Origin of the sequence: Curtobacterium flaccumfaciens UCD-AKU, from assembly GCF_000349565.1 — a bacterium.
Taxonomy (GTDB): Bacteria; Actinomycetota; Actinomycetes; order Actinomycetales; family Microbacteriaceae; genus Curtobacterium; species Curtobacterium poinsettiae.
Genome location: NZ_APJN01000081.1, coordinates 12,572 through 33,675, shown reverse-complemented (window position 1 = coordinate 33,675; position 21,104 = coordinate 12,572). Strand labels below are relative to the sequence as shown.

Annotated in this window: 25 protein-coding genes; 14 read left to right on the top strand and 11 right to left on the bottom strand. The window is 73.2% G+C overall.

The annotated features are described in order from the left end of the window. Position 1: 1 nt before the first annotated feature. Entirely contained in the window at positions 2-796 is a 795-nt protein-coding gene (locus H489_RS21260) for an alpha/beta hydrolase (protein WP_017885668.1), read from the top strand. Here the strand turns inward: H489_RS21260 and H489_RS21255 are convergent. Further along, positions 774-1,166, bottom strand: coding sequence for an arsenate reductase ArsC (locus H489_RS21255; protein ID WP_017885667.1), 393 nt, complete (start codon positions 1,164-1,166; stop codon positions 774-776). The genes H489_RS21260 and H489_RS21255 overlap by 23 nt on opposite strands. A 14-nt stretch (positions 1,167-1,180) precedes the next feature. Beyond that, a complete protein-coding gene (chrA, locus tag H489_RS21250; protein WP_017885666.1) occupies positions 1,181-2,392 on the bottom strand; it encodes a chromate efflux transporter in 1,212 nt (403 codons plus the stop codon). A gap of 45 nt (positions 2,393-2,437) precedes the next feature. Here chrA and H489_RS21245 point away from each other — a divergent pair, with 45 nt between their 5' ends. Continuing rightward, positions 2,438-3,106, top strand: coding sequence for a MarR family transcriptional regulator (locus H489_RS21245; protein WP_017885665.1), 669 nt, complete (start codon positions 2,438-2,440; stop codon positions 3,104-3,106). Positions 3,107-3,297: 191 nt separating this feature from the next. On the opposite strand, the gene H489_RS21240 is transcribed toward H489_RS21245, so the two are convergent. Then, complete coding sequence (locus tag H489_RS21240; RefSeq protein ID WP_017885664.1) at positions 3,298-4,485, bottom strand: glycosyltransferase; 1,188 nt, start codon at positions 4,483-4,485, stop codon at positions 3,298-3,300. A gap of 293 nt (positions 4,486-4,778) precedes the next feature. Here H489_RS21240 and H489_RS21235 point away from each other — a divergent pair, with 293 nt between their 5' ends. Continuing rightward, positions 4,779-5,132, top strand: coding sequence for a hypothetical protein (locus tag H489_RS21235; RefSeq protein WP_017885663.1), 354 nt, complete (start codon positions 4,779-4,781; stop codon positions 5,130-5,132). Positions 5,133-5,157: 25 nt separating this feature from the next. On the opposite strand, the gene H489_RS21230 is transcribed toward H489_RS21235, so the two are convergent. After that, entirely contained in the window at positions 5,158-5,655 is a 498-nt protein-coding gene (locus tag H489_RS21230; protein WP_017885662.1) for a hypothetical protein, read from the bottom strand. A gap of 202 nt (positions 5,656-5,857) precedes the next feature. Here H489_RS21230 and H489_RS21225 point away from each other — a divergent pair, with 202 nt between their 5' ends. Next, positions 5,858-6,172, top strand: a complete 315-nt coding sequence (locus H489_RS21225; RefSeq protein WP_152427129.1) for a hypothetical protein — start codon at positions 5,858-5,860, stop codon at positions 6,170-6,172. 35 nt (positions 6,173-6,207) lie between these two features. On the opposite strand, the gene H489_RS0118175 is transcribed toward H489_RS21225, so the two are convergent. Further along, positions 6,208-6,537: a hypothetical protein gene (locus H489_RS0118175; RefSeq protein ID WP_017885660.1), complete on the bottom strand. Its 330-nt coding sequence runs from the start codon at positions 6,535-6,537 to the stop codon at positions 6,208-6,210. Between the two features lie 106 nt (positions 6,538-6,643). On the opposite strand from H489_RS0118175, the gene H489_RS36555 reads away from it, so the two are divergent. Next, the gene (locus H489_RS36555) at positions 6,644-7,600 is read left to right on the top strand and encodes an AraC family transcriptional regulator (protein WP_017885659.1); all 957 of its coding nucleotides are present in this window, start codon (positions 6,644-6,646) and stop codon (positions 7,598-7,600) included. Between the two features lie 135 nt (positions 7,601-7,735). Continuing rightward, positions 7,736-8,353 carry an acyltransferase gene (locus H489_RS38575; RefSeq protein ID WP_017885658.1) on the top strand — a complete coding sequence of 206 codons (618 nt, stop codon included), beginning with the start codon at positions 7,736-7,738 and terminating at the stop codon, positions 8,351-8,353. A gap of 192 nt (positions 8,354-8,545) precedes the next feature. On the opposite strand, the gene H489_RS21210 is transcribed toward H489_RS38575, so the two are convergent. Next, positions 8,546-9,493, bottom strand: coding sequence for a methyltransferase family protein (locus tag H489_RS21210; RefSeq protein ID WP_017885657.1), 948 nt, complete (start codon positions 9,491-9,493; stop codon positions 8,546-8,548). 115 nt (positions 9,494-9,608) lie between these two features. Further along, entirely contained in the window at positions 9,609-9,755 is a 147-nt protein-coding gene (locus tag H489_RS37985) for a hypothetical protein (RefSeq protein WP_156155412.1), read from the bottom strand. Positions 9,756-9,869: 114 nt separating this feature from the next. Between H489_RS37985 and H489_RS21200 the strand changes: the two genes are divergently transcribed. Then, positions 9,870-10,208, top strand: a complete 339-nt coding sequence (locus H489_RS21200) for a DUF3140 domain-containing protein (RefSeq protein WP_017885655.1) — start codon at positions 9,870-9,872, stop codon at positions 10,206-10,208. 23 nt (positions 10,209-10,231) lie between these two features. Beyond that, positions 10,232-10,447, top strand: coding sequence for a hypothetical protein (locus H489_RS21195; RefSeq protein WP_139179681.1), 216 nt, complete (start codon positions 10,232-10,234; stop codon positions 10,445-10,447). A 27-nt stretch (positions 10,448-10,474) separates the two neighbouring features. Here H489_RS21195 and H489_RS21190 read toward each other — a convergent pair whose 3' ends face one another. Both H489_RS21190 and H489_RS21185 read right to left on the bottom strand, forming a co-directional pair. Then, positions 10,475-11,332, bottom strand: a complete 858-nt coding sequence (locus H489_RS21190) for a family 16 glycosylhydrolase (protein ID WP_017885653.1) — start codon at positions 11,330-11,332, stop codon at positions 10,475-10,477. A gap of 125 nt (positions 11,333-11,457) precedes the next feature. After that, a complete protein-coding gene (locus H489_RS21185; protein ID WP_017885652.1) occupies positions 11,458-11,718 on the bottom strand; it encodes a hypothetical protein in 261 nt (86 codons plus the stop codon). Between the two features lie 75 nt (positions 11,719-11,793). On the opposite strand from H489_RS21185, the gene H489_RS21180 reads away from it, so the two are divergent. Beyond that, positions 11,794-12,753: an SDR family NAD(P)-dependent oxidoreductase gene (locus H489_RS21180; protein WP_017885651.1), complete on the top strand. Its 960-nt coding sequence runs from the start codon at positions 11,794-11,796 to the stop codon at positions 12,751-12,753. A 183-nt stretch (positions 12,754-12,936) separates the two neighbouring features. Here the strand turns inward: H489_RS21180 and H489_RS21175 are convergent, their stop codons facing one another. Then, positions 12,937-14,163 carry a cobalamin-independent methionine synthase II family protein gene (locus H489_RS21175; RefSeq protein ID WP_017885650.1) on the bottom strand — a complete coding sequence of 409 codons (1,227 nt, stop codon included), beginning with the start codon at positions 14,161-14,163 and terminating at the stop codon, positions 12,937-12,939. 382 nt (positions 14,164-14,545) lie between these two features. Between H489_RS21175 and H489_RS0118165 the strand changes: the two genes are divergently transcribed. Then, complete coding sequence (locus H489_RS0118165; protein ID WP_051067345.1) at positions 14,546-15,367, top strand: DUF1684 domain-containing protein; 822 nt, start codon at positions 14,546-14,548, stop codon at positions 15,365-15,367. 68 nt (positions 15,368-15,435) lie between these two features. After that, complete coding sequence (locus H489_RS21170; protein ID WP_017885648.1) at positions 15,436-16,458, top strand: hypothetical protein; 1,023 nt, start codon at positions 15,436-15,438, stop codon at positions 16,456-16,458. 69 nt (positions 16,459-16,527) lie between these two features. Here H489_RS21170 and H489_RS21165 read toward each other — a convergent pair whose 3' ends face one another. Continuing rightward, complete coding sequence (locus H489_RS21165) at positions 16,528-17,088, bottom strand: histidine phosphatase family protein (RefSeq protein ID WP_017885647.1); 561 nt, start codon at positions 17,086-17,088, stop codon at positions 16,528-16,530. A gap of 219 nt (positions 17,089-17,307) precedes the next feature. Between H489_RS21165 and H489_RS21160 the strand changes: the two genes are divergently transcribed. The 3 genes from H489_RS21160 to H489_RS21150 are packed head-to-tail and all read left to right on the top strand — an operon-like array spanning position 17,308 to position 21,067. Next, positions 17,308-18,546 (top strand): LLM class flavin-dependent oxidoreductase, encoded by a 1,239-nt coding sequence (locus H489_RS21160; RefSeq protein ID WP_017885646.1) that lies wholly within the window; start codon positions 17,308-17,310, stop codon positions 18,544-18,546. Beyond that, positions 18,543-19,928, top strand: a complete 1,386-nt coding sequence (locus H489_RS21155; RefSeq protein ID WP_017885645.1) for an NtaA/DmoA family FMN-dependent monooxygenase — start codon at positions 18,543-18,545, stop codon at positions 19,926-19,928. The genes H489_RS21160 and H489_RS21155 overlap by 4 nt, the downstream gene beginning before the upstream one ends. Continuing rightward, positions 19,925-21,067 carry an LLM class flavin-dependent oxidoreductase gene (locus H489_RS21150; protein ID WP_017885644.1) on the top strand — a complete coding sequence of 381 codons (1,143 nt, stop codon included), beginning with the start codon at positions 19,925-19,927 and terminating at the stop codon, positions 21,065-21,067. Before H489_RS21155 ends, H489_RS21150 begins: the two co-directional genes overlap by 4 nt. Positions 21,068-21,104: the final 37 nt, after the last annotated feature.

Genomic DNA, 21,104 nt, shown 5'->3' with positions numbered 1-21,104 from the left:
CGTGACTGCGGAACGTCCGCTGGAGCGTGCCCTGACGAGCATCCGGCTCGAGCACCGGGGCGGGGCGCTCCGGGGGTGGGAGTACCACCCGGCGCCCGCGGCTGCCGGCGGCTCGGTGCTGTTCGTGCACGGGTTCGGTGACTCGTCGATCGGTCCGCGCCAGCTCTTCGTGCAGGCCGCGACCGCCCTGACCGACAGCGGTCTGACGGTCCGCTCCTACGACCGTCTCGGGCACGGCACGAGCGACGGACGCTTCGCGGACATCTCGATCGGCGACGAGGTCGAGCAGGTCGTCACGATGATCCGGGCGTTCTCGGCCGACCAGGGGGCACCGATCCACGTCGTCGCCCACAGCCTGGGCGCCGTCGAGTCGGCGATGGCGGCGGCGAGGGTCCCCGACCTGGTGCGGAGCCTGACCCTGTGGTCGCCGGCCGGGGTCGTGGTCGACGACATCGCCGTGCACGACACCATCCAGGGGCAGCCGCTCGCGCCCGTCCGCGACCGCGGCTGGTTCGACTTCGCTGGGACCGCCCTCGGGCGCGGGTTCGTCGACGAGGTCCGGGACGGACTCGACGTCTACGCCCAGGCGCGCGGGTACGACGGGCCGGTCGACGTGCTGCACGGTACCGCCGACGAGATCGTCCCGGTCGAGTACGGTCGGCGCTACGGCGAACTGCTCAGCGGGGCGACGTTCACCGCGGTCGAGGGTGCGGACCACGTCTGGTCGTCGGTCCCGTGGCGCGAGCAGCTCGTCGACCGCCTGCTCGAGCGCGTCAGGGAGCGGTCCGGGCGATGAGGTCCTGCACCCGCGCACGCACGTCGTCGCGGATCGGCCGGACGGCGTCGAGGTCGAGCCCTGCGGGGTCCGGGAGCTCCCAGTCCTCGTAGCGCTTGCCGGGGAACACCGGGCAGGCGTCCCCGCAGCCCATCGTGATGACGACGTCGGCGGCACGGACGGCGTCGGTGCGGAGCAGGGCGGGCTGCTCGCCCCGGATGTCGATGCCCTCCTCGAGCATCGCCTCGACGACCACGGGGTTGAGCTGGTCGGCCGGTTCGGAGCCGGCGCTCCGGACGTCGACGCGGTCACCGGCCAGGTGCTGCAGGAAGCCGGCGGCCATCTGGGAACGGCCGGCGTTGTGGACGCAGACGAACAGGACGGTGGGCATGCGGGGTGCTCCGATCAGAGGACGACGGCGCCGAGCAGGCCGGCTCCGATGACGACGGCCCACGGGGGAGCGGACCAGCGGGTGAGGGCGGTGAAGGCAGCCACGGCGAGCGCCAGTGCGGGTGCCGAGCGGACCCCCTCGGTGATGACCGGGTCCCAGAGCGCTGCGGCGAGGAGCCCGACGACCCCCGCGTTCACTCCGGCGAGCACGCGTCGGGCCCACGGCAGGGCGCGGAGCACGTGCCAGAACGGCAGTGCGCCGATGACCAGGAGCGCGGCGGGCAGGAAGATCGCGACGAGTGCGACGGTTGCGCCGAGGACCCCGCCGGGGCTGCCGTGGGCGACGGCGCCGAGGTACGCGGCGAAGGTGAACAGCGGCCCGGGTACGGCCTGTGCGGCGCCGTACCCGGCCAGGAAGTCGGCGTGCCCCACCAGGTGTGTGGCCACGGTCTGCGACTCGAGCAGCGGCAGGACGACGTGGCCGCCGCCGAAGACGAGCGAGCCCGCCTGCGCGAAGACCCCGAACAGGCGCACGGCACCGGTGCCGTTCGCGGCGATCGGGGCCGCGACGAGCAGGGCGGCGAACGCGACGAGCGCCGACACCGCGACCCAGCGGGGGAGCCGGACGGCGCCGCCCGTGTCGGTGGCGCCTGCATCCACGCCCACGGCGACGACGCCGCGGAGCCACACGGCGCCGACCACACCGCACACCGCGATCACCGCGACCTGCGGCCCCGGGCCGGGGACGAGCAGCACCACGATCGCGGCTGCGGCAGCGACGGTCGCCCGTCGGCGGTCCGGCGTGAGCGAGCGCGCCATGCCGAGCACCGCCTGCGCCACCACCGCGGCTGCGGCGGCCTGCAGCCCGAGCAGCCACCCGGCGCCGGCCATGTCGGGCGTGCCGGACACGAGCAGGGCGAACGCGACGAGCAGCACCGCGGACGGCAGCGTGAACCCGCACCAGGCGGCGAGGAGTCCGAGCAGCCCGGCGCGCTGCAGGCCGAGTGCCATCCCGACCTGGCTCGACGCCGGCCCGGGCAGGAACTGGCAGAGCGCGACGAGGTCGGCGTAGGCGTCGTCGCCCAGCCACCGCCGACGCACCACGAAGGTTTCTCGGAAGTACCCGAGGTGCGCGACCGGCCCGCCGAACGAGGTCAGCCCGAGCCGCAGGAACACCAGGAACACCGAGGCCGCGGACGACCGCAGGGGCTCGGGGCTCGTCGTCACCCGCTCATCTTGACGACGGCAGATGGTTCAGTCAACATTGAACTGATGAACATGCGGCAGCAGGACCTCGAGCAGCGCGCGGCGCAGCACGCGGCCCTCGGTGACGTCGCACGCCTGGCGGTCATCGACCTGCTCGCGGCCTCCGACGCCAGCCCGAGCGAGGTCCGGGCCGCCCTCGGCCTGTCCGGCCCGCTCCTCGCGCACCACCTGCGCGTCCTCGAGCAGGCCGGCCTGGTCACGCGGCGCCGCTCCGACGGCGACGGCCGTCGCAGCTACCTGCACCTCGAACCGAGCGGTGTCCCGCACGGGGCGGCGGCGGTGCCGGGCCCGGTGTCGCGCGTGCTGTTCGTCTGCACCGGCAACTCCGCGCGCTCCCCGCTGGCCGCGGGCGTCTGGGCACAGGTCAGCGAGATCGGTTCCCTGTCCGGCGGGACGCGTCCCGCCCCCGCCATCGTCCCCGGCGCGGTCGCCGTCGGTGCGCGCCACGGCCTCGACCTCGGCGACCACGTCCCGCGGTCCTTCCACGACGTCGTCGCCGACGGCGACCTGGTCGTCACGGTCTGCGACCGTGCGCACGAGTCGATCGACGACGGTGACAGCCTGCACTGGTCACTGCCGAACCCCTCGCGCACCGGCACGCCGGACGCGTACGAGGCCACCTACGCGGACCTCCGGTCCCGCGCCACGGCGCTCGCTGCGCGCCTCGCCGCCTGACGCGGCCCCACGAACGGAACGCCCCGATGAGATCCCCCCTCCTCATCGGGGCGTTCTCCCTGTGCCGTGGTCGGCACGCACCGCCGGGCGGGAGGCTCGGGGCGGGCCTGCACCGTGCCTCCCGTCCGTCCCGTGGCGGCCCCACGGCCGAGCGCGTCGCCGCGGGGACCGCGCGCTCCGGGACGGTGCGTTCAGGGACCGCAGTGATCCGCGACGAGCCCGAGGACCTGCTCGGTGTGGCGTTCCGCCGTCGCGAGTCGGGCGTGCTCGATCGCGGCGTCGGTGTGCGGTCGCAGCAGGTCCCGGTCCGAGGCGAGTTCGATGATCGTCGTGGCGAGCCCGAACGCGGTCTCGTCGTCCGTCAGGACGGCGGCGGATCCGAACTCGCTCGCCAGACGGATGTCGGAGACGATGACCGGACGGTGGTCGCGGAACGCCTCGAGCGCGGTCATCGGCTGGCCGTCGTGCTCGAGCGAGCAGATGACCGCTGCGTGCCCGCAGAGCAGCAGGTCGTGGACGCCCTGCAGGGACAGGCGGCCGTGCACGCGCACCGACACCGGCGTGCGCGTCGGAGGGACGGTCCCGCCGGCGACGTCGACCCGGACCGCGTGCGCCCCCAACCGGATCTCGACCAGCCGGATCGCGTTGAACAGCACGTCGAGGCGCTTGTCCGGCGTGAACCGCGACGCCCAGACGAGCCGGAGCGGGCCGAGCTCCGGCGGTGGCGGCGGTGTCACCGTGCGGTTCCCGATGGCGTTGGGCACGACGTGCACCTCGTCCAGGCCGGCGGCACGCAGGACTCCCGCCTGTCGGGTGGTCGAGGTGACGACGACGTCGGCGGCCGCGGAGACGGCGACGGCCATCCTGCGGCGCGCGTCCTCCATGGGGTGGCCGCCGACGCGGTGCCGGCCGGTCCGGAGCCCGGTCACGACGCGGTGGGCACGACGTGCCAGGGGCGCGAACGCCGCGGCGGTCCGCCCGCGGATCGGAGCGGAACCGTGCACGGTGTGGATCGTCGGCAGCCCGAGCGAGCGCGCCGTGGTCAGGGCTGCGGCGGCGAGACCGAAGTCCGAGTGGGTGACGACGAGACCGATCCGTTCCTCGAGCATCACCGTGCCGAGGTGCCGACGCACCCGCACCGAGTTGCGGACCACCGGCAGGTCCGCCCCCGGGACGCTGATCGACGGCTCGACCTCGAGCAGGCGCACACCGGACTTCCGCAGGTCGGCGGTGTCGCTCGTCGGGGGAGTCGCCACCCAGACGACGTGTCCGGACGCGGCGAACGCCTTCGCCTGCTGGACCAGGGCGGCTCGTTCGCCGCGCATCGCCGACAGCGGGAAGTCGCTCACGAGCAGGACGGTGACCTTCGCAGCTGCCACGTCAGCTGCCGGGCCCGATCAGGGGTGTGGTCTGACGAGGGGTGCGCATGCGGTCTCTCACGGTTCGTGGCAGGACGGGGTGTTCGGAACCGTAGGGGTTCAGAAGACGATCGTCTAGTGAACTCGCCCACCGGCTGAGCGCCCCTTCACGACACCCCGGGCGGACGTCCAGCCGCCGGTGCGCCACCGGATTCGGACCAGACGGCGTCCTCGCACCGTCGCGGCGACTACCGTCGGGAACGGCCGGCCCCGATCGCGGGGCAGCCACCGGCCAGGGGACGACGGGGGACACCATGCAGCAGCGCACCACCACCACGCTCGCGACGCTCACCGCGACGATCGCGCTGGCGGTGACGCTCAGCGGGTGCACGGTGACGACGTCGACTTCGACCGCTTCGTCCTCGCGGACCGTCACGCCGGAGGCCTTCGAACAGGTCGTCGTCGACGCGCTGGCGGACATCTCGGACGCGACGCCCGAGGTCGACTGCGGCGAGGACGACATCGCGATCGAGGACGGCGCCGAGGTGCACTGCGACGTGAACACCGCGGGCTACGACGTGGTCTACGACTCGGTGTCCACCATCAGCACCGACGGGGGCGACGAATACCACGTGGACGTGGAAGTGGCCGACCAGCCCAAGGGCTGACCGGCCACGGCAGGGTGTCCGGCGACTAGCGGTCGGACGCCTCGACGACGCAGCTCTCGACCTGCTGGGCGGCCTCGGAGTCGTCGGCGAACGGCGTCGGCGCGTCCGAGGTGGTGGTCGACTCGTCGGCGACGGCCTGCTTCGCGACGTCGTTCACGGCGTACAGCGGACCGTCGAAGCCGTCGGCCGTGGGGTCGGCGGTGGTCGCCCAGACGGTGATCTCGTCGTCGTTCGAGTCGTTGCTGTCCGCCGGGACGATCGCCGCACCGAGGTACCAGCCGCCGTCGCCCTCCTGGACGTTCGCGAACTCGGTGGTGTCGTGCGACCCGACCGCCTCGTCGATCATGTCGACGGTGGCACTCGCGGCAACATCGCACTGCGCCGACTGGGACTTCTGCTCGGAGCCGGGCACCTTGCCGACGGGGTCGATGTTCTGCGCTCCGCCGGGGTCGCAGGCGGTGAGCAGCAGGGCTACGGTGGCGGCGCCGAACAGCGCCGTGACGGTCTTCGCTCGCGTGGACATGGGCCAGAACGTAGGCCGCTCGCGGTGGGCGACGGTTCAGGGGGAGCGTCCCCCGACACCGGTCACCCGGCACCGACCGGCCGGGCGCCGCGTACCCCGTTCTGTCCGCGAAGATGTGTGCGTGGCCCGACGGCGGCCTACCGTGGCACCGGATCAGGGAACCGTCACCGCGGCGGATGCTCCTCTTCACCAGGGAGCAACGTTGAAGTACGTGAACTACGCGGGCACCGTCCGTGTCCTGACGAGCGACTCGATCGCCGAAGCGGTGATCCGCTACGCGGCCGCGCTGCACCAGAGCCGACTGAGCGACGTCGTGTCGATCCCCACCGCCGACGACTTCGGGGTGGCGAGCACCGTCGAGGTGTTGCTGGCCCCGGGTGTCCCGGTCGCGGTGGAGCCCGCACCCGACGACGACCTCGAACCCGAGGGCGAAGCGTTCCTGCTCGAGGTCGCGCGCCGCACCGAAGCGGTGCTCGCCGTGGACACGAGCGCCGAGCCGCCGGACTTCGGGCGCTAGTCCAGCGGTCCACCTCCCCGCGCCCGCAGGCCCTGCTAGGCCACGGGCCCCTCGGTCAGGTCCGACCGGGTGTCCGCGTGGATCACCTCGTCGTGCTCGAACGTCAGTGCGGCGGCACGCAACCGCTCGACGAAGTCCGCGTCCTCGCGCTCGAGCTCGTCCTCGTCGGCATCGGCGACGACGAGCTGGCTCGACGGGCCGATGAGCACCTTGGTGGTCGTCATGGTGCCGTCCGCCGCCACCGAGGGGATCGCGACGGTGTCCGCCCGGTTGCCGCCGGCCAGGGCCGCGGCGTACTCGATCACGGCATCGGCCACGTCGTCGCTCGTCAGGATCGTCGAGCGGTCGTACTGGATCTGCTTCATGTGGCGACCTCCTGGAGCACAGCAAACAGTGCCCTCGCTGGTCGCCGTCCAGGAACCCGGCGCGTCGCTCGTTGCGCGGACGCCGAGATCTCGGGAGGATCGTCACGTGCCCGAGACGATGCACCGCCTGCTGCGGGAGATCCAGACCGTCGAGCCGTCGGTCGCGGCCGAGGCCCTGGCTCGGACGCACACCACGCACGACCTGTCGGTCGAGCCGACGGACGCCGAGTTCGTCTTCGAGGAACGGATCCGCGGGACGTCGCTGCTGTCGCTCGAGTCCACCCGCTGCACGGGCGACCTGCGCGGAGCGATCGAGCCGGGCAGCGAGATGATGATCGTCTGGATGAAGTCGGGCGTCGCGCAGCTCGACGGCGAGCCGGTGCAGATCGGCCGCCCGATGCTGTTCCGGCAGGGCCCGCAGCGCTTCCGGTGGATCGACTGCAACAAGGACGTCCTGCGCATCGACCGCGCGATCGTCGAGCAGGTCGCAGCGGAGCGTGGGGACTGGGCCCCGGGCCCGCTCGAGTTCCGTCCGCGGCACGTCCCCGAGGGCGCACCGCTGGCGGCCTGGTGGCTGATGGTCCGGTCCGTCGCCCAGGAGGTCCTGGCCGGACCGGAGACCGTGCCGGTCGAGCGTGAGCGGGAACTCGCCCGCTTCGCGGCCGGTGGCCTGCTCACCGCCATCCCGCACTGGCCCGTCGGCCAGCACGAACCGGTCGTGGCCGCCACGGCCCGGTTCGCCCGAGCCGAGACGTTCCTGCTCGAGCACGCCACCGAACCGATCAGCGTCGACGACGTCGCCGAGGCCGCCGGCCTGAGCGTGCGCGGCGTGCAGGCGGCGTTCCAGCGCCACCACGGCATCACCCCGACGATGTACCTGCGTCGGATCCGGCTGCTGCTCGCGCGCGAACAGCTCGAGTCCGGAGACGGCCGGAGCGTCGCCGAGATCGCCCGTGCCACCGGGTTCGCCCACCTGGGCCGGTTCGCGGGGAGCTACCGCGAGGAGTTCGGCGAGCTGCCCCGGCAGACGGCGTCCACCGCCCGCGACGGCGCACGCGCGTAGCCGAGCCGGCGCGTGGCCGCCGAGCGGCGCGGCCCCGCAAGAATCCCGCAACCGCCCGTCGTCCGGCCGGTCGCCGACGGTCGTCGTCCTACGGTGGCGCTGCACGGACACGCAGCCACGACGACTGGAGACCCCATGGCCGGCTCAGCAGCACCACCCGTCCCGACCTCGGCACCCGCTCCGGCGGTTGCTGCCCCGTCGACGTTCGGTCGGCGGCTCCTCGAGGATGCCGCACACGCCAGGGAGCACCTGCTCTTCACCGCCGTGCTCGGGTCGGCGCTGCTGCCGCGGATCGTGCGGCGGCTCCTGCTGCTCGTCGCCGGGGCCCGCGCGGAGTCCGGTGTGGGCGCCGGGTTCTCGCTGACGGGCGATCCCAGGCACCTGACGATCGGCCGGGGCGTGTTCTGCAACCGGAACGTCACCGTCGAGGCCGTGGCACCCGTGACGATCGGTGCGAACACCGCGATCGGCATGCAGGTGCTCATCATGACGAGCCACCACGACATCGACGCCGACGGCCGGTGGAACGACGTCCCGACGGGCCGCCCGGTCCTCATCGAGGAGCACGTCTGGATCGGCGGTCGGGCCACCATCCTGCCGGGGGCCCACATCGAGCACGACGTGGTGGTCGCAGCCGGCGCCGTGGTGGTCGGCCGCCTGGCGGCGCACGGCGTCTACGCCGGCGTCCCCGCCAAGCGGATCCGTGCGCTCGCCCCGTCCGCGCGGCCGCCGGTGGTGGACCCGGCCGGCTGACGGACAGGAGGCCCGTGGCGGCGCCGCCTGGCGCCTCCAGGCCGGTGTCGGTGCCGGTCCGGACACGCCGGCGTCACGTCGAGACGCCGGCGTGTCGTCGAGACGCCGCCCCGTCGTCGAGACGCCGCCGGAAACGGAGGCGTCTCGACGACCCGGCGGCGCCGAACGACGACGCCGGCGTCGTCGGACCGCTCAGCGGCGCGACGAACTGAGCGGCACCGAGCCCACCCGAGCGGGGATCGGCCACCGAGGCACCCAGCAGCGCACCTGCTCGGCGTACCGGCGGAAGTCGTCGCCGAACCGCTCGTCGAGGTCGGCTTCCTCGAGCGGTCGGACGATGCAGTTCCAGACCACGGAACCCGCGACCGCGTAGACGACGACCAGCCACGACGACAGCAGCAGGCCGACGGCGACGCCCTGGGTGATGCCGGCCAGGGCCATCGGGTTCCGCACCGAACGGTACGGCCCCGCGACGACCAGGCGGTTCGCCGTCGCCGAGGGCAGCGGGGTGCCGCCGCCCTTCGTCGACATGGCCGCCGCCGACGCGATGCCGAGTGCGCTCGCCAGCAGGAGCACGACCACCCCGAGGACGGTCGAGGCGCTCACCAGGGGAGCGGGCAGGTCCGGGTGCAGGCCCCATCGGTGCTCCGCGAACGCGATGACCAGGGGGAACACCCCGAGGAACAGACCCCAGAACACGACGATCTGCAGCACGGTCGCGGCGACGTGCCGGGACCGCGGGGCGTCGGCGTCGGCGGTGCGGATCCGCAGCGGGCCGCTCGTCACCCACTCGGTCGGGATCCGTCCGAGCAGCACGAGACCGAGCGCGAGCACCGAGCCGATCGTGGCCGCGAGCATGATCAGCACGCCCCAGCCGGCCTCGCCGGTGGCCGTTGCCCAGACGGCGAGCGCGCAGAGCACCACGGCGGTCCATCCCGTCGTGACGACCGCGGCGGCCCGGACACCGGCGGCGGCGAGGGCCGAGGCCACGACGAACAACGGGACGTCGAAGACGGCGACGAGCACCGGGTCGAGCGAACCGAGCGTGGTGGTCCGGACCCACGGCAGCGTGGCGACGGCGATCCACCAGGCCGCTCCGCCGACGGCTTGCAGCGCGTAGTACCGCCGGCCCCAGGACATGGGTGCACGGTAGCAGTGCCGGCGACGGCGACTTCGGCGGCGACAGGCCGTGCCTGGCGGGCCTGGCGGGCCGGGTGTCTGGGCCGGGCCGTGCGTGCCGTCGCCGGGTGCCGGCTCAGCCGGTGTGGTTGATCTGTCCGAGCCAGCGGCCGAAGGACGGGGTGCGCTCGTCGTGCAGCTTCGGCAGGACGGTCGTCTGCAGGCACGTCCGCTCGTCGGTGACGATCCGGGTGCCGGTGCTCTCGTGGAGGTCGACGCTCATGGTGGGCTCCTTCGTGGTCAGTGGAGAGTTCGACACCGCGCGGGGTCGTTCCATTCCCATCTGACCCGGCCCGCACTGCGCAGTCGTCCAGGACCGACGGGTTGTCTCGACCGCATGAGCGAGCACGACGACGAGCAGACCCGGGCCGACTTCGACGACGCGGTGAACATGACCGCCACCGAGTTGCGGAGGTGGCTCGACACCGACGAGTCGAAGTCCGTCGGGCAGAAGCCCTCCGGCGGCGGCGAGTCGACCGGGCACGAGAGCGGTCGGCACATCATCCGCATCCTCCAGAAGCACAAGGCCGACCGCACCGACGACGACCTGGCGCACATGCGGAAGGTCGTCGGCTACGTCGCCCGGCACGCGGAGCAGCGCCCCGACGGCGACGTGCACGACACCCCGTGGCGGTACTCGCTCATGAACTGGGGACACGACCCGGAGAAGCACTGACGGCATCGGGCAGAATGGGTGGCGTGAACGAGACGGGCATGCCGCGCTTCCGACGGATCTGGTCGACCGTGCAGGTCGGTGTCCTCGCGATCGCCGTCGTGTTCTGCGTCGTGATGCTCGTGATCGGGCAGGGCAAGCTCGACCGGGTGTACGCGGTCGCCGCGGTGTTCTTCGGACTCGCCCTGGTCGGGCACAGCACCTACCTGTGGCTCGTCGCCCGGGCGAACCGTCGTCCCTGACACGCTCCTGCCGCGGCGCGACCCCGGCTAGGCGTTCTGGTGGACCCGCAGCCAGTCGACGGTCATCTGCTGCGGGAACTGCGTCGAGTCGTCGGGCGACCCGGGCCACGTGCCGCCGACCGCGACGTTGAGGATGACGAAGAACGGCTTGTCGAAGACCCACGGGTTCGATCCCACGTCGGCCCGGGTGAGGGTCCGGTACGCGACACCGTCGACCGTCCAGGTGATCGAACCGGGGCGCCAGTCGACCCCGTACACGTGGAAGTCGTCGGCGAACGCTGCGCCGGACGGAGCCGTGTACGACGCCGAGATGCCCTGGGCACCGGAGTACCCGGGCCCGTGCACCGTGCCGTGCACGATCCCCGGCTCGTACCCGACGTTCTCCATGACGTCGATCTCCCCGCACGCGGGCCAGCCGACCTGCCCGATGTCGGCGCCGAGCATCCAGAACGCCGGCCAGATGCCCTGCCCCCGAGGGATCCGGATCCGCGCCTCGATGCGGCCGAACTGCGCGGTGGAGGCGCCTTCGGACTTCAGCCGGGCCGAGGTGTACGAGCCGTCGGCTTCGCGCTGTGCGGTGATGACGAGGTTGCCCGCGCCGTCGAGCGCCGCGTTCCGCCGCGAGTCCGTGTAGGTCTCCAGTTCGGCGTTTCCCCAGCCGCCGGCACCCAGGTCGTACCGCCAGACCGCCGGGTTCGGTGCACTGCCGGCCGGGCCGTCGAACTCGTCGGCGGCGAGCAGGACGGGTTCGGCAGTCGGGGCCGCAGCCCCGGTCGCCGCCTGCGCCGACCCGTCCGCGCCGATCGCCGTGACGCCGAGCGCGGTGGCGGCAGCGCCTGCGAGTCCGAGCGACACGAAGCGCCGTCGATCGATGTGCTGGTCCAAGTCGTGCTCCCTGCAGTGCGGCGGTGGTGTGGTCGTCGGATCATGCACCATCGGGGCGCGTCTGACCAGGGTCTGACCGTGTTCGGTCCACACCGCGCACACCGCAGTCGGCGCTGACGGACCCGTCAGCCGAAGCGCAGTGCCAGCGGCACGAGCAACCCGGCGACCCAGACGAGCACCATCACGAGGGCGCCGATGGCGATGAACCGTCGGCGGCGCCGCAGCTTCGGGCTCCGCTCCTCGCCCCACATCTGCGCACGCACGAGCACCCGGTTCGCCTGCTCGACGACCTTCCGCACCTCGGGGTCGTCGACGTCGAGGGCACCGGAGCGGGCGTGTTCGGCGATGACCGCGGCTTCGTCGACGGTCAGGTCGTCCTTGCGCATGCTCCATCTTCGCACCGTGCCCAGGGGTACGGCCCGGCTGTGCGGGAACGGACCGACGACGGGTACCAAGGACGCATGGGACATCGGTACCGCGGGAAGATCGTCGTCATCACCGGAGCATCGAGCGGCATCGGGAGGGCCGCCGCACACGAGTTCGCCCGGCAGGGCGCCACACTCGTGCTCGCCGCGCGCGGGCACGACTCGCTCGAGGCCGCCGCCGCCGAGTGCCGGAAGCTGGGCGCCGAGGCGATCGCGATCCCGACGGACGTCGCCGACGAGCGCCAGGTCAAGGACCTCATCGGCACCGTCACGACGCGCTTCGGTCGCATCGACGTCTTCGTCGGCAACGCGGCGCTGTTCGTCTACGGCCTGTTCGAGCAGACCCCCACCGAGGCGTTCAAGCGCGTCGTCGACACGAATCTCTACGGGCACCTCAACGCCATCACGCACCTGCTGCCGCACTGGAAGCAGCGCGGGAAGGGCACCTACGTGCTGGTCGGCTCGATCCAGTCGCTGCTGTCCGCCCCGTACCAGTCGGCGTACGTGACGAGCAAGCACGCGGCGCTCGGCCTGGTCGACGTGCTCGGCGACGAGTTCGCAGGCACCGGCATCAGGTTCACCGCCCTGCTGCCGTCCACGATCGACACCCCGATCTACCAGAACGGCGCCAACTACACCGGCAAGAACTCGCACCCGCTGCCGCCCACCGTCTCGGTCGAGCGTGCCGGCCGTGCCGTGGTGCACGCCGCCACGCACCCCAAGCGCTACCGCTTCGTCGGGCGACTGCAGGCAGCGCTCGTGCCGCTGCAGTACGTGTTCCCGGGCCTGTTCCACAAGATCACGAAGCCGATGGTGGAGACGTTCGCGCTCCGCGGCAAGGGCGCCCCGACCGACGGCAACCTCTACGCCCCCGCCGACGCCGCGAACGCGACGGACGGCGGCTGGGTCGCGAAGCGACGGCGCGTCACGCGCCCGGTGCTGTGGGCCGGAGCGCTCGTGGCGATCGCGGCCGTCGCCCTGGGCCGACGCCGCTGACGGACTGGAGGCCCGGTGCCAGCTGGCACCGGGCCTCCCGTCCGCTCGTGCGTGCGCCCGGATCCGGGCGTACCTGCCGGCACCGGGCGTACCCGCACGAAACGGGCGTACCTGCCGTGATCTTCGTGGCAGGTACGCCCGATCTCGCCAGGGATCGCAGCCGTTCTGGGAAGGAACGGGCGGCTAGAAGAGCTTCGCGCTCGCGCGCCGAGCACCCTCGCCGAGCGACTCGAGCTTCGCCGCGGCGATCTGCGGGTGCACCCGCCCGCCCAGGCCACAGTCGGTGCTGGCGATGACACGCTCGCGACCGACCACCGAGGCGAACCGCTCGATGCGCTGCGCGACCAGGTCGGGGTGCTCGACGACGTTCGTGGCGTGGCTGACGACCCCCGGGACGATGACCTTGCCGTCGGGCAGCGTGACGTCCTGCCAGAGCGCCCACTCGTGCTCGTGGCGGGCGTTCGCGGCCTCGAACGAGTAGGCGCCGGCGTCGATCTCGAGCATCAGGTCGACGATGTGGCGGAGCTCGATGTCGGTGGTGTGCGGGCCGTGCCAGGACCCCCAGCACAGGTGGAAGCGCACCCGGCTCGTGTCGAGGCCGCGGAGCGCGTGGTTGAGCGCCTCGACGCGGATGCGGGTGAAGGCCCGGTAGTCCTCGATGCTCGGCTCGGGGTTGATCTGGTCCCAGTTCTCGGCGATCGAGGGGTCGTCGATCTGCAGCACGAGGCCGGCGTCGAGGACCGTCGTGTACTCCTCGCGCAGAGCATCGGCCCAGGCCCAGATGTGTTCTTCCTCGGTCGCGTAGTACTCGTTCGCGATGCGGGCGGCCGAACCGGGGGAGAGTGCCGTGATGAAGCCGTTGTCCACGCCGGCGGCCTCGACCGCGTGCTCGAGGTTCGCGGCGTCGGTGGCCGCGGCCTCGTGTCCGGTGTAGGTGATCGGGCCGGTGGTGGTCGGGAACGCGGTGGCGTTCTTGCCGGTGCCGATGCCCGACTCGGGGTCCGTGTAGGCGTCGTGGAAGATCGTCCAGTCGCGGCGGTCCGGAAAGCTCGTCAGCCGGATGTTCCCCGGGGTGGACCGGACCGGATGCTGCGAGAAGATGTTCTCGTCGGTCAGGCTCAGGCCGCTGACGCGCTGGAACGAGTAGCCCCACCAGGCGCCGTAGTCGACGCTGTTCGACATCGCCTTGCCGAACTCGCCGTCGCCGGGCTGCGTGATGCCGAGCGCGGTCTGCCGTGCGACGACGTCGTCGACGGCCGCGCTCGTCAGGGCCCGGACCTCGTCGGTGGTCTCGAGCGTGAAGCCGTCGGCGGCGACGGGCCGCGCGGCGTTCGCGGCGATGAGCTCGGGGGTCCGGGGGAGCGATCCGGCGGTGGTGGCCTGGATGCGGTCGGGGTTCTCGAAGGGCATGCGCTGCCTTCCTCTCGATGGGGACGGACTGTCGGGAGTCGGGGGCCGCGCGCGAGGCTTCGCGGTGCGCTGCAGTGCCACTCTGCCACGAGGGATCGGGCCCGTTACGTTCCGCGACTGTGGATGCGTGCGGACGTCGAACGACATGGCCGACGTCGTCCGACACCGACTCGGTCGCTCGTTGCGCGCGCGGACGGTTACAGGCGCGTGCGAACGACAGGGTCGATGTCGTGCGACGTCGACGCTGTCGTTCCGCATCGCGCCGCCCGCGCCGCCGCGCATCGCGCCGCCCGTCCCGCCGCCCGCCCCGCCCCGCGCACGCCCGCCGACGCACGGGGACACGATCGTCGCGCCGCCGGGCCGCCCGTCGTACGGTCGACCCATGAGCACGACGAACCCGACCACCCCGGCCGCTCCGACCTTCGCCGGAGCGTGGACCGCCTGGCACGACGACCACGAACAGGCCCGGGCGAGCGAACACGGGTTCCTCGCGATCACCAGCATCCGCTGGCTCACCGCCACGCCGGAACGCTTCGAGGACGCACCCGGCAGCTGGTCGACGGACGAGGACGGCCCGGTGGTCGCACTGGCCGAGGACGAGACGATCGAGGTCGACGGGCAGCACGTCAGCGGGACGCACCGGTTCGGCCCGCTGCCGGAGCGCTCGAGTACGAACGTGGTGTGGCGCGACGGCGACGAGACCGTGGTGATCGAGGTCGCCCGGCGCGGCGGCAGCGACCTGCTGCGTCCGCGGCACCCCTCGAACCCGACGCGCGTCGCGTACCGCGGCACCCCCGCGTACGCACCCACCGAACGCTTCGTCGTGGACGCCCACTTCGAGCCGTTCGACACCCCGCGCGAGGTCACCGTCGGCAGCGTCGTCGACGGCCTGCTGCACGTCTACGAGGCCCCCGGCGTCCTGACGTTCGACCTCGACGGGCCACGGTCGCTCCTGGCGTTCAACGGGCACGCCGGCGGCCTGCACGTGCTGTTCACCGACCGCACGAGCGGGGTCACGACGTACGCGGCGAACCGGAGTCTCGACATCGCCGCACCGGATGCCGACGGTGCCACCCGCATCGACTTCAACCGGTCGACGAACCTGCCGTGCGCGTACACCCCGCACGCGACCTGCCCGCTGCCGCCCGCCGAGAACCGGCTCGACGTGGCGATCGAGGCGGGCGAGCAACTGCCCGCAGCCTGACCGCGGAGCACGCACGGCCCACGGGCGCGCACCGGCACACCCGACCCGTCCGGGAGAATGGGGGAGCCATGCCACGACCCACTTCCCGCATCCCGCTCAACACCCTCGCCGTCCCGTTCGGCCTCGCCGGCTTCGCCGAGACGTGGTCGTACGCCGCCCCCGTGCTGCACCTGCCCGCCGTGGTGCCGCAGGTGTTCTGGGCGATCGCGGCCGTCGCGTGGGTGTGGCTGCTCGGGGCGCACGCCGTCCGGGGCGCACGCGTCGGCGAACGGCTCGTCGACCAGCTCCGCCACCCGGCCCAGGGGCCGATCGCCGCGCTCGTCCCCGCGACCGCGATGCTGCTCGGCGTCGACCTCGCGCGGTTCGCCCCCGTCGCCGGGCAGGTCGTCGTGCTCGCCGCCGTGGCCACAGCTGCCGGGTTCGCCGCCTGGCTGCTGAGCACCTGGTTCGAGGGCCGGCTCGCCCTGGAGTCCGTGCACGGCGGCTATCTGCTGCCGACCGTCGCCGCGGCCCTGGTCGCCTCGGTCGCCACGCACGAGGTCGGCGTCGGCTGGCTGTCCTGGCCGGCCCTCGGCGTCGGCGTGTTCTTCTGGGGCGTCATGACCGGCCTGCTGCTCATCCGGCTGGCGTTCCGGCCGGCGCTGCCGGGGCCGCTCGTGCCGACGATGGCGATCCTGGTCGCGCCGCCGGCGGTCGCCACCCTGTCGGTGTTCGCCCTCACCGACGGCGCTGTGACCCTGCCCGTGCAGGCCATCGCGGGGCTCGGCGTCCTGATGGTGCTCGTGCAGCTGGCCCTGCTGCCGCGGTACGTCCGCCTGGCGTTCTCGCTCGGGTTCTGGTCGTTCGTGTTCCCGGCCGCCGCGGTCGCCACCGCCGCGGTGGAGTGGTTCCGGGCACTCGCGCTGCCGTCCGCCTGGATCCCCACCGCCACGTTGCTGGCGCTGCTGAGCGTGCTCGTCGCGGTCGTCGGTGCCCGCTCGATCGGCCTCGCCGTGCACCACCTGCTCGGGCAGGCCGAACGGACCCTGCACGACGCCGACGACGAGGACGCCGCCCCCGGCCCCGTGACGGGCGCGACGCGCGTGGTCTGACGAGCGGGGCGGTCGGGCCGCGCAGGCGGCGGACGGGAGGCCCGTGGCGGCCCCGCCCCGCGCCTCCCGTCAGATCGCGGGGACTCGTCTCCAGCCGCTGGTCGCCCGCCAGGCGGGCGCGTCGAAGCGGAAGACGCTGCCCATGCCGGGCTGGTCGAGGGCGCGCGTGATCGGGACGCCGCGCAGGTGGGCCAGGAGCAGCGCGCCGACCGCACCGTGCGACACGATCGTGACGTCGCCGGTGGCGCAGTGCCGGCGGGCGGCCGCGACGATGCGCTCCTGGGCGTCGATGGCTCGCTCCCAGCCGCGGACCGACTGCTCGGGTGCGGCGAAGAACGCGTCGACGACGGCCTCGAACTCGGACGGCGGCAGGTAGCCAGTCGCGCTCCGGTCGATCTCGCCCAGCAGGGGGTCGTGCTCGACCGACAGCCCGACGGCGCTGGCGAGCAGGTCGGCGGTCTCGACGGCCTTGCACTCGGTGCTCGAGACGATCCGCCGGGAGCCCGGTGACCACGCGAGCCGGTGTGCGGCGGCGGCCCGGACGCGTCCCTCGGGCGACAGCCCCCACGACTCGATCGGGACCGCGGGGTCGACCACCACTTCAGCGTGGGTCAGGAACGACGAGACCATCCGGCGATCCTCGCACGGTGCGAGGTACGCACCGGCCCCGTGTGGTGCGAGGTTGCCCACTCCGTGCCCGGTCTACTCCGACGCACGGAGTGGACAACCTCGCACCGAGCGACGCCCCGCCGCCCGCGACGCCCCCCGCCGCGCGTCACACGGCGACACCGTCGGTCACGTTCCGCAACACCGCTTCGCCGTCCGGCCGAACCGTCCTAGCGTCGCCCCATGACCCTGCCCGACCGCATCACCCTCGTCACCGCGCTGCAGGGCGCCGGCTGGCATCCCGCCGCCTGGCGCGCCGCCGGCCCGGCAGCACAGCGCCTCACGAGCCTCCGGCACTGGCGCGACGTCGTCGTCGAGCAGGACCGGCTCGGCGTCGACGCCGTCACCCTCGAGGACTCCTTCACCGCCGGCCCCACCGACGCCGACGGCGACCTCGACACGTCGACCGTCGTCGGCCGCCTCGACGCCCTCCTCGTCGCGAACGCGGTCGCCCCCGCGACCCGCGCGATCGGTCTGGTGCCGACCGTCTCGGTCACGCACACCGAACCGTTCCACGTCGCCACGGGCCTCCAGACCCTCGACCACGTCTCGCTGGGGCGAGCCGGGTGGCGGATCCAGGTGAGCCCGACGACCCGCGAGGCCGCGCTGTTCGGCCGCCGACCCGGCGGCGACGATGCGGCCACGCTGTTCGACGAGGCCCGCGAGGCCGCCGAGGTCGTCTCCCGCCTCTGGGACAGCTGGGACGACGACGCGATCATCCGCGACGTCAGGACCGGCCGCTTCATCGACCGCGACCGCATCCACAACGCGGCGTTCTCCGGGTCGTTCGTCTCGGTGCACGGCGCGTCGATCGTGCCGCGGTCGCCGCAGGGGCGCCCGCCGGTGTTCGCGCTGGCACACCGCGCCGACGCGGCGGCGTTCGCCGTGGACGCCGCGGACGTCGTGCTGGTCACGCCCGGCTTCGACGGCCGGGAGGCGCGGGACACGCTGGCACTCGTCCGTGACGCCGAGCAGGCGGCCGGGTCCGACCTCCGTCGTCCGGTCCTCGCGGACCTCGCGGTGCTCATCGGGTCGTCGCCGGCATCCGCCGCCGACGAGCTCGCCGCGCTCGACGCGGCAGCGGGCGCCCCGTACGCGGTCGGCTCCGGGTCGGACACGTCCGTCCTCGCGACGACGGTGCCGGACCTGGTGACCCGGATCGCGGACCTGCGGGCCCTCGGGTACGCCGGTGTCCGGCTCCGTCCGCTGCGCATCCCGATCGACTCGACCGCCATCGCGCGGCAGCTCGTCCCGGCGCTCGTCACCGCGGGGCTCCGCGCCGACGTGGCGTCCCGTCCCACCGCCGACCTGCGCACGCGGCTCGGCATCGCGCCGGCGGTCAGCCGGTACGCGCGTCCTGCCGTCACCGGTGCCGGTGTCGGTTCCGGTGTCGGTTCCGTCTCCTCGGGGGTCTCAGCATGAGCGTCAAGCGTCAGGTCCACCTCGCCGCCCACTTCCCGGGCGTCAACAACACCACCGTCTGGAGCGACGACCGCGCCGAGAGCCAGATCGCGTTCTCGTCGTTCGAGCACTTCGCCCGGAACGCCGAGCGGGGGTGCTTCGACTTCCTGTTCCTCGCCGAGGGGCTGCGGTTGCGCGAGCAGAAGGGACGCATCCACGACCTCGACGTCGTCGGGCGCCCGAACACGCTCGCGATCCTCGCCGCGCTGGCCGGCGTCACCGACCACATCGGGCTCGTCGGCACGCTGCAGACGACCTTCAACGAGCCCGTCGAACTGGCGAAGCAGCTCGCCACGCTCGACCACCTGACCGACGGCCGCGCGGGCTGGAACGTCGTGACGAGCTCGGACGCGTTCCACGGCGCGAACTTCCGCCGGGGCGGGTTCCTCGACCACGCCGACCGGTACACGCGGGCCGCGGAGTTCGTGGAGCTGTCGCGCGAGCTCTGGGACTCGTGGGAGTCGGACGCGATCGTGGCAAACGGGTCGGGCGCCGCCGGGGCGCTGGCCGCCGGCGTCTTCGCCGACCGCTCCCGCATCCACGACGTCGACCACCACGGCCCGCAGTTCGACGTGACCGGTACGTTCCCGGTCCCGCGCAGCCCTCAGCTACACCCGGTGATCGTGCAGGCCGGCGACTCCGACGAGGGCCGCGACCTCGCCGCCGGGCACGCCGAGGTCATCTTCTCGCTGCACACCGAGTTCGACGACGCGCAGGCGTTCCACCGCGACGTGACCGAGCGACTCGAACGGGTCGGCCGGTCGAAGGACGAGCTGCTGATCCTGCCCGGCGCGACCTTCGTGCTCGGCGACACGGCGGACGAGGCCGAGGAGCGTTCCCGTGCGATCCGCCGCGCCCAGGTCAGCCCGGCGACGGCGATCGCGTTACTCGAGCAGGTGTGGAACCGTGACCTGTCGTCGTACGACGTCGACGGGCCGTTGCCCTCGGTCGAGCCGGACCTGGAGGGGGCCGACATCACCCGTGGCCGTGTCCGTCACAGCCGCGATGTGCCCGCGCTGGTGCAGTCGTGGCGCGACCTCGCCGCGGCCGAACACCTGTCGATCCGTGACCTGGTCATCCGGGTCTCGACCCGCGGCGGGTTCGTCGGGACGCCCGCACACATCGCCGCCGAGATCGACCGGTACGTGCAGGAGCGCGCCACCGACGGCTTCGTGGTCGTGCCGCACACCAACCCGTACGGCCTCGACGAGTTCGTCGACCGGGTCGTCCCGCTGCTGCAGGAGCGCGGCGTCTACCGGCAGTCGTACGACGAGGGCGCGACGCTCCGCCAGACCCTGGGCCTGCCCGGACGGGTCCTCGACCGGCAGCGGGTGCTCGCATGAGCCGGGTCCCGCTCTCCGTCCTCGACCTCGTGCCGGTGAGCAGCGGGTCGACCCCCGCCGAGGCCCTGGCGAACACGGTCGACCTGGCCGTCGCCGCGGAACGTGCCGGGTACGCCCGCTACTGGCTCGCCGAGCACCACCTCAACCCCGGTGTCGCCGGCAGTGCGCCGACCGTCGTCATCGGTGCGGTCGCCGCAGCCACCTCGACCATGCGGGTCGGCAGCGCCGCGACCCTGGTCGGCAACGTCCGCGGGCTGCAGATCGCCGAGACCTTCGGCACGCTCGCCGCGCTGTACGGGCCGCGCATCGACCTCGGGCTCGGCCGCTCAGGAGCACCAGCACCGGGCACGCCGAAGCCACCCTCGCTCGTCCCGAGGACCGACCAGGTCGTCGACGGCCTGCTCGTCCCGGCCCCGTTCGAGTTCCGCATCGCGCCCGGCAGCCGGTTCGCGCTGCAGGGGGAGCTGCTCGGACGGGTGCCGGGCGACGTCGACCGGTTCGCGGGCGAACTCGACCTGATCCGCGGGTTGTTCGCCGGCACGTGGTCGCGGGACGGCGGGGTGGTCGAGGCGCCCCCTGCCGCGGGCGCCGAGATCGAGCTGTGGATCCACGGGTCCACCGGCGGCGAGAGCGCCCGGACCGCCGGCGCGCTCGGCCTGCCCTACGGCGCGAATTACCACACGTCGCCGGGCACGGTCCTGGCGTCCGTGCAGGCGTACCGCGATGCCTTCCGCCCCGGCGTGCTGGACGCCCCGCACGTCATCGTGTCGGCCGACGTCCTCGTGGCGCCGACCTCGGCCGAAGCGGACGAACTCGGGCTCGGGTACGCCCAGTGGGTGCACTCGATCCGTTCCGGCGTCGGGGCGATCGAGTACCCGACGCCGTCCGAGGCCCGGCAGCGCCCGCTCGCAGCCGACGCTGCAGCCACCGTTGCCGATCGGCTCGCGACGCGGTTCGTGGGCGATGCCGCGCGCGTCGCCGACCGCCTCGAGGTGCTCCGTCGCGCCACCGGTGCCGACGAACTGCTCGTCACCACGATCACGCACGACCACGACGCCCGGGTGCGCTCGTACGAGCTGCTCGCCGCGGAGTGGGCGGCGCGCGCCGCCCTGCCTGAGCCGGCGGCCGCCGCGCGCTGACCGACGCGGAACGACTCCGTCGCTGTCGTCCGACAGC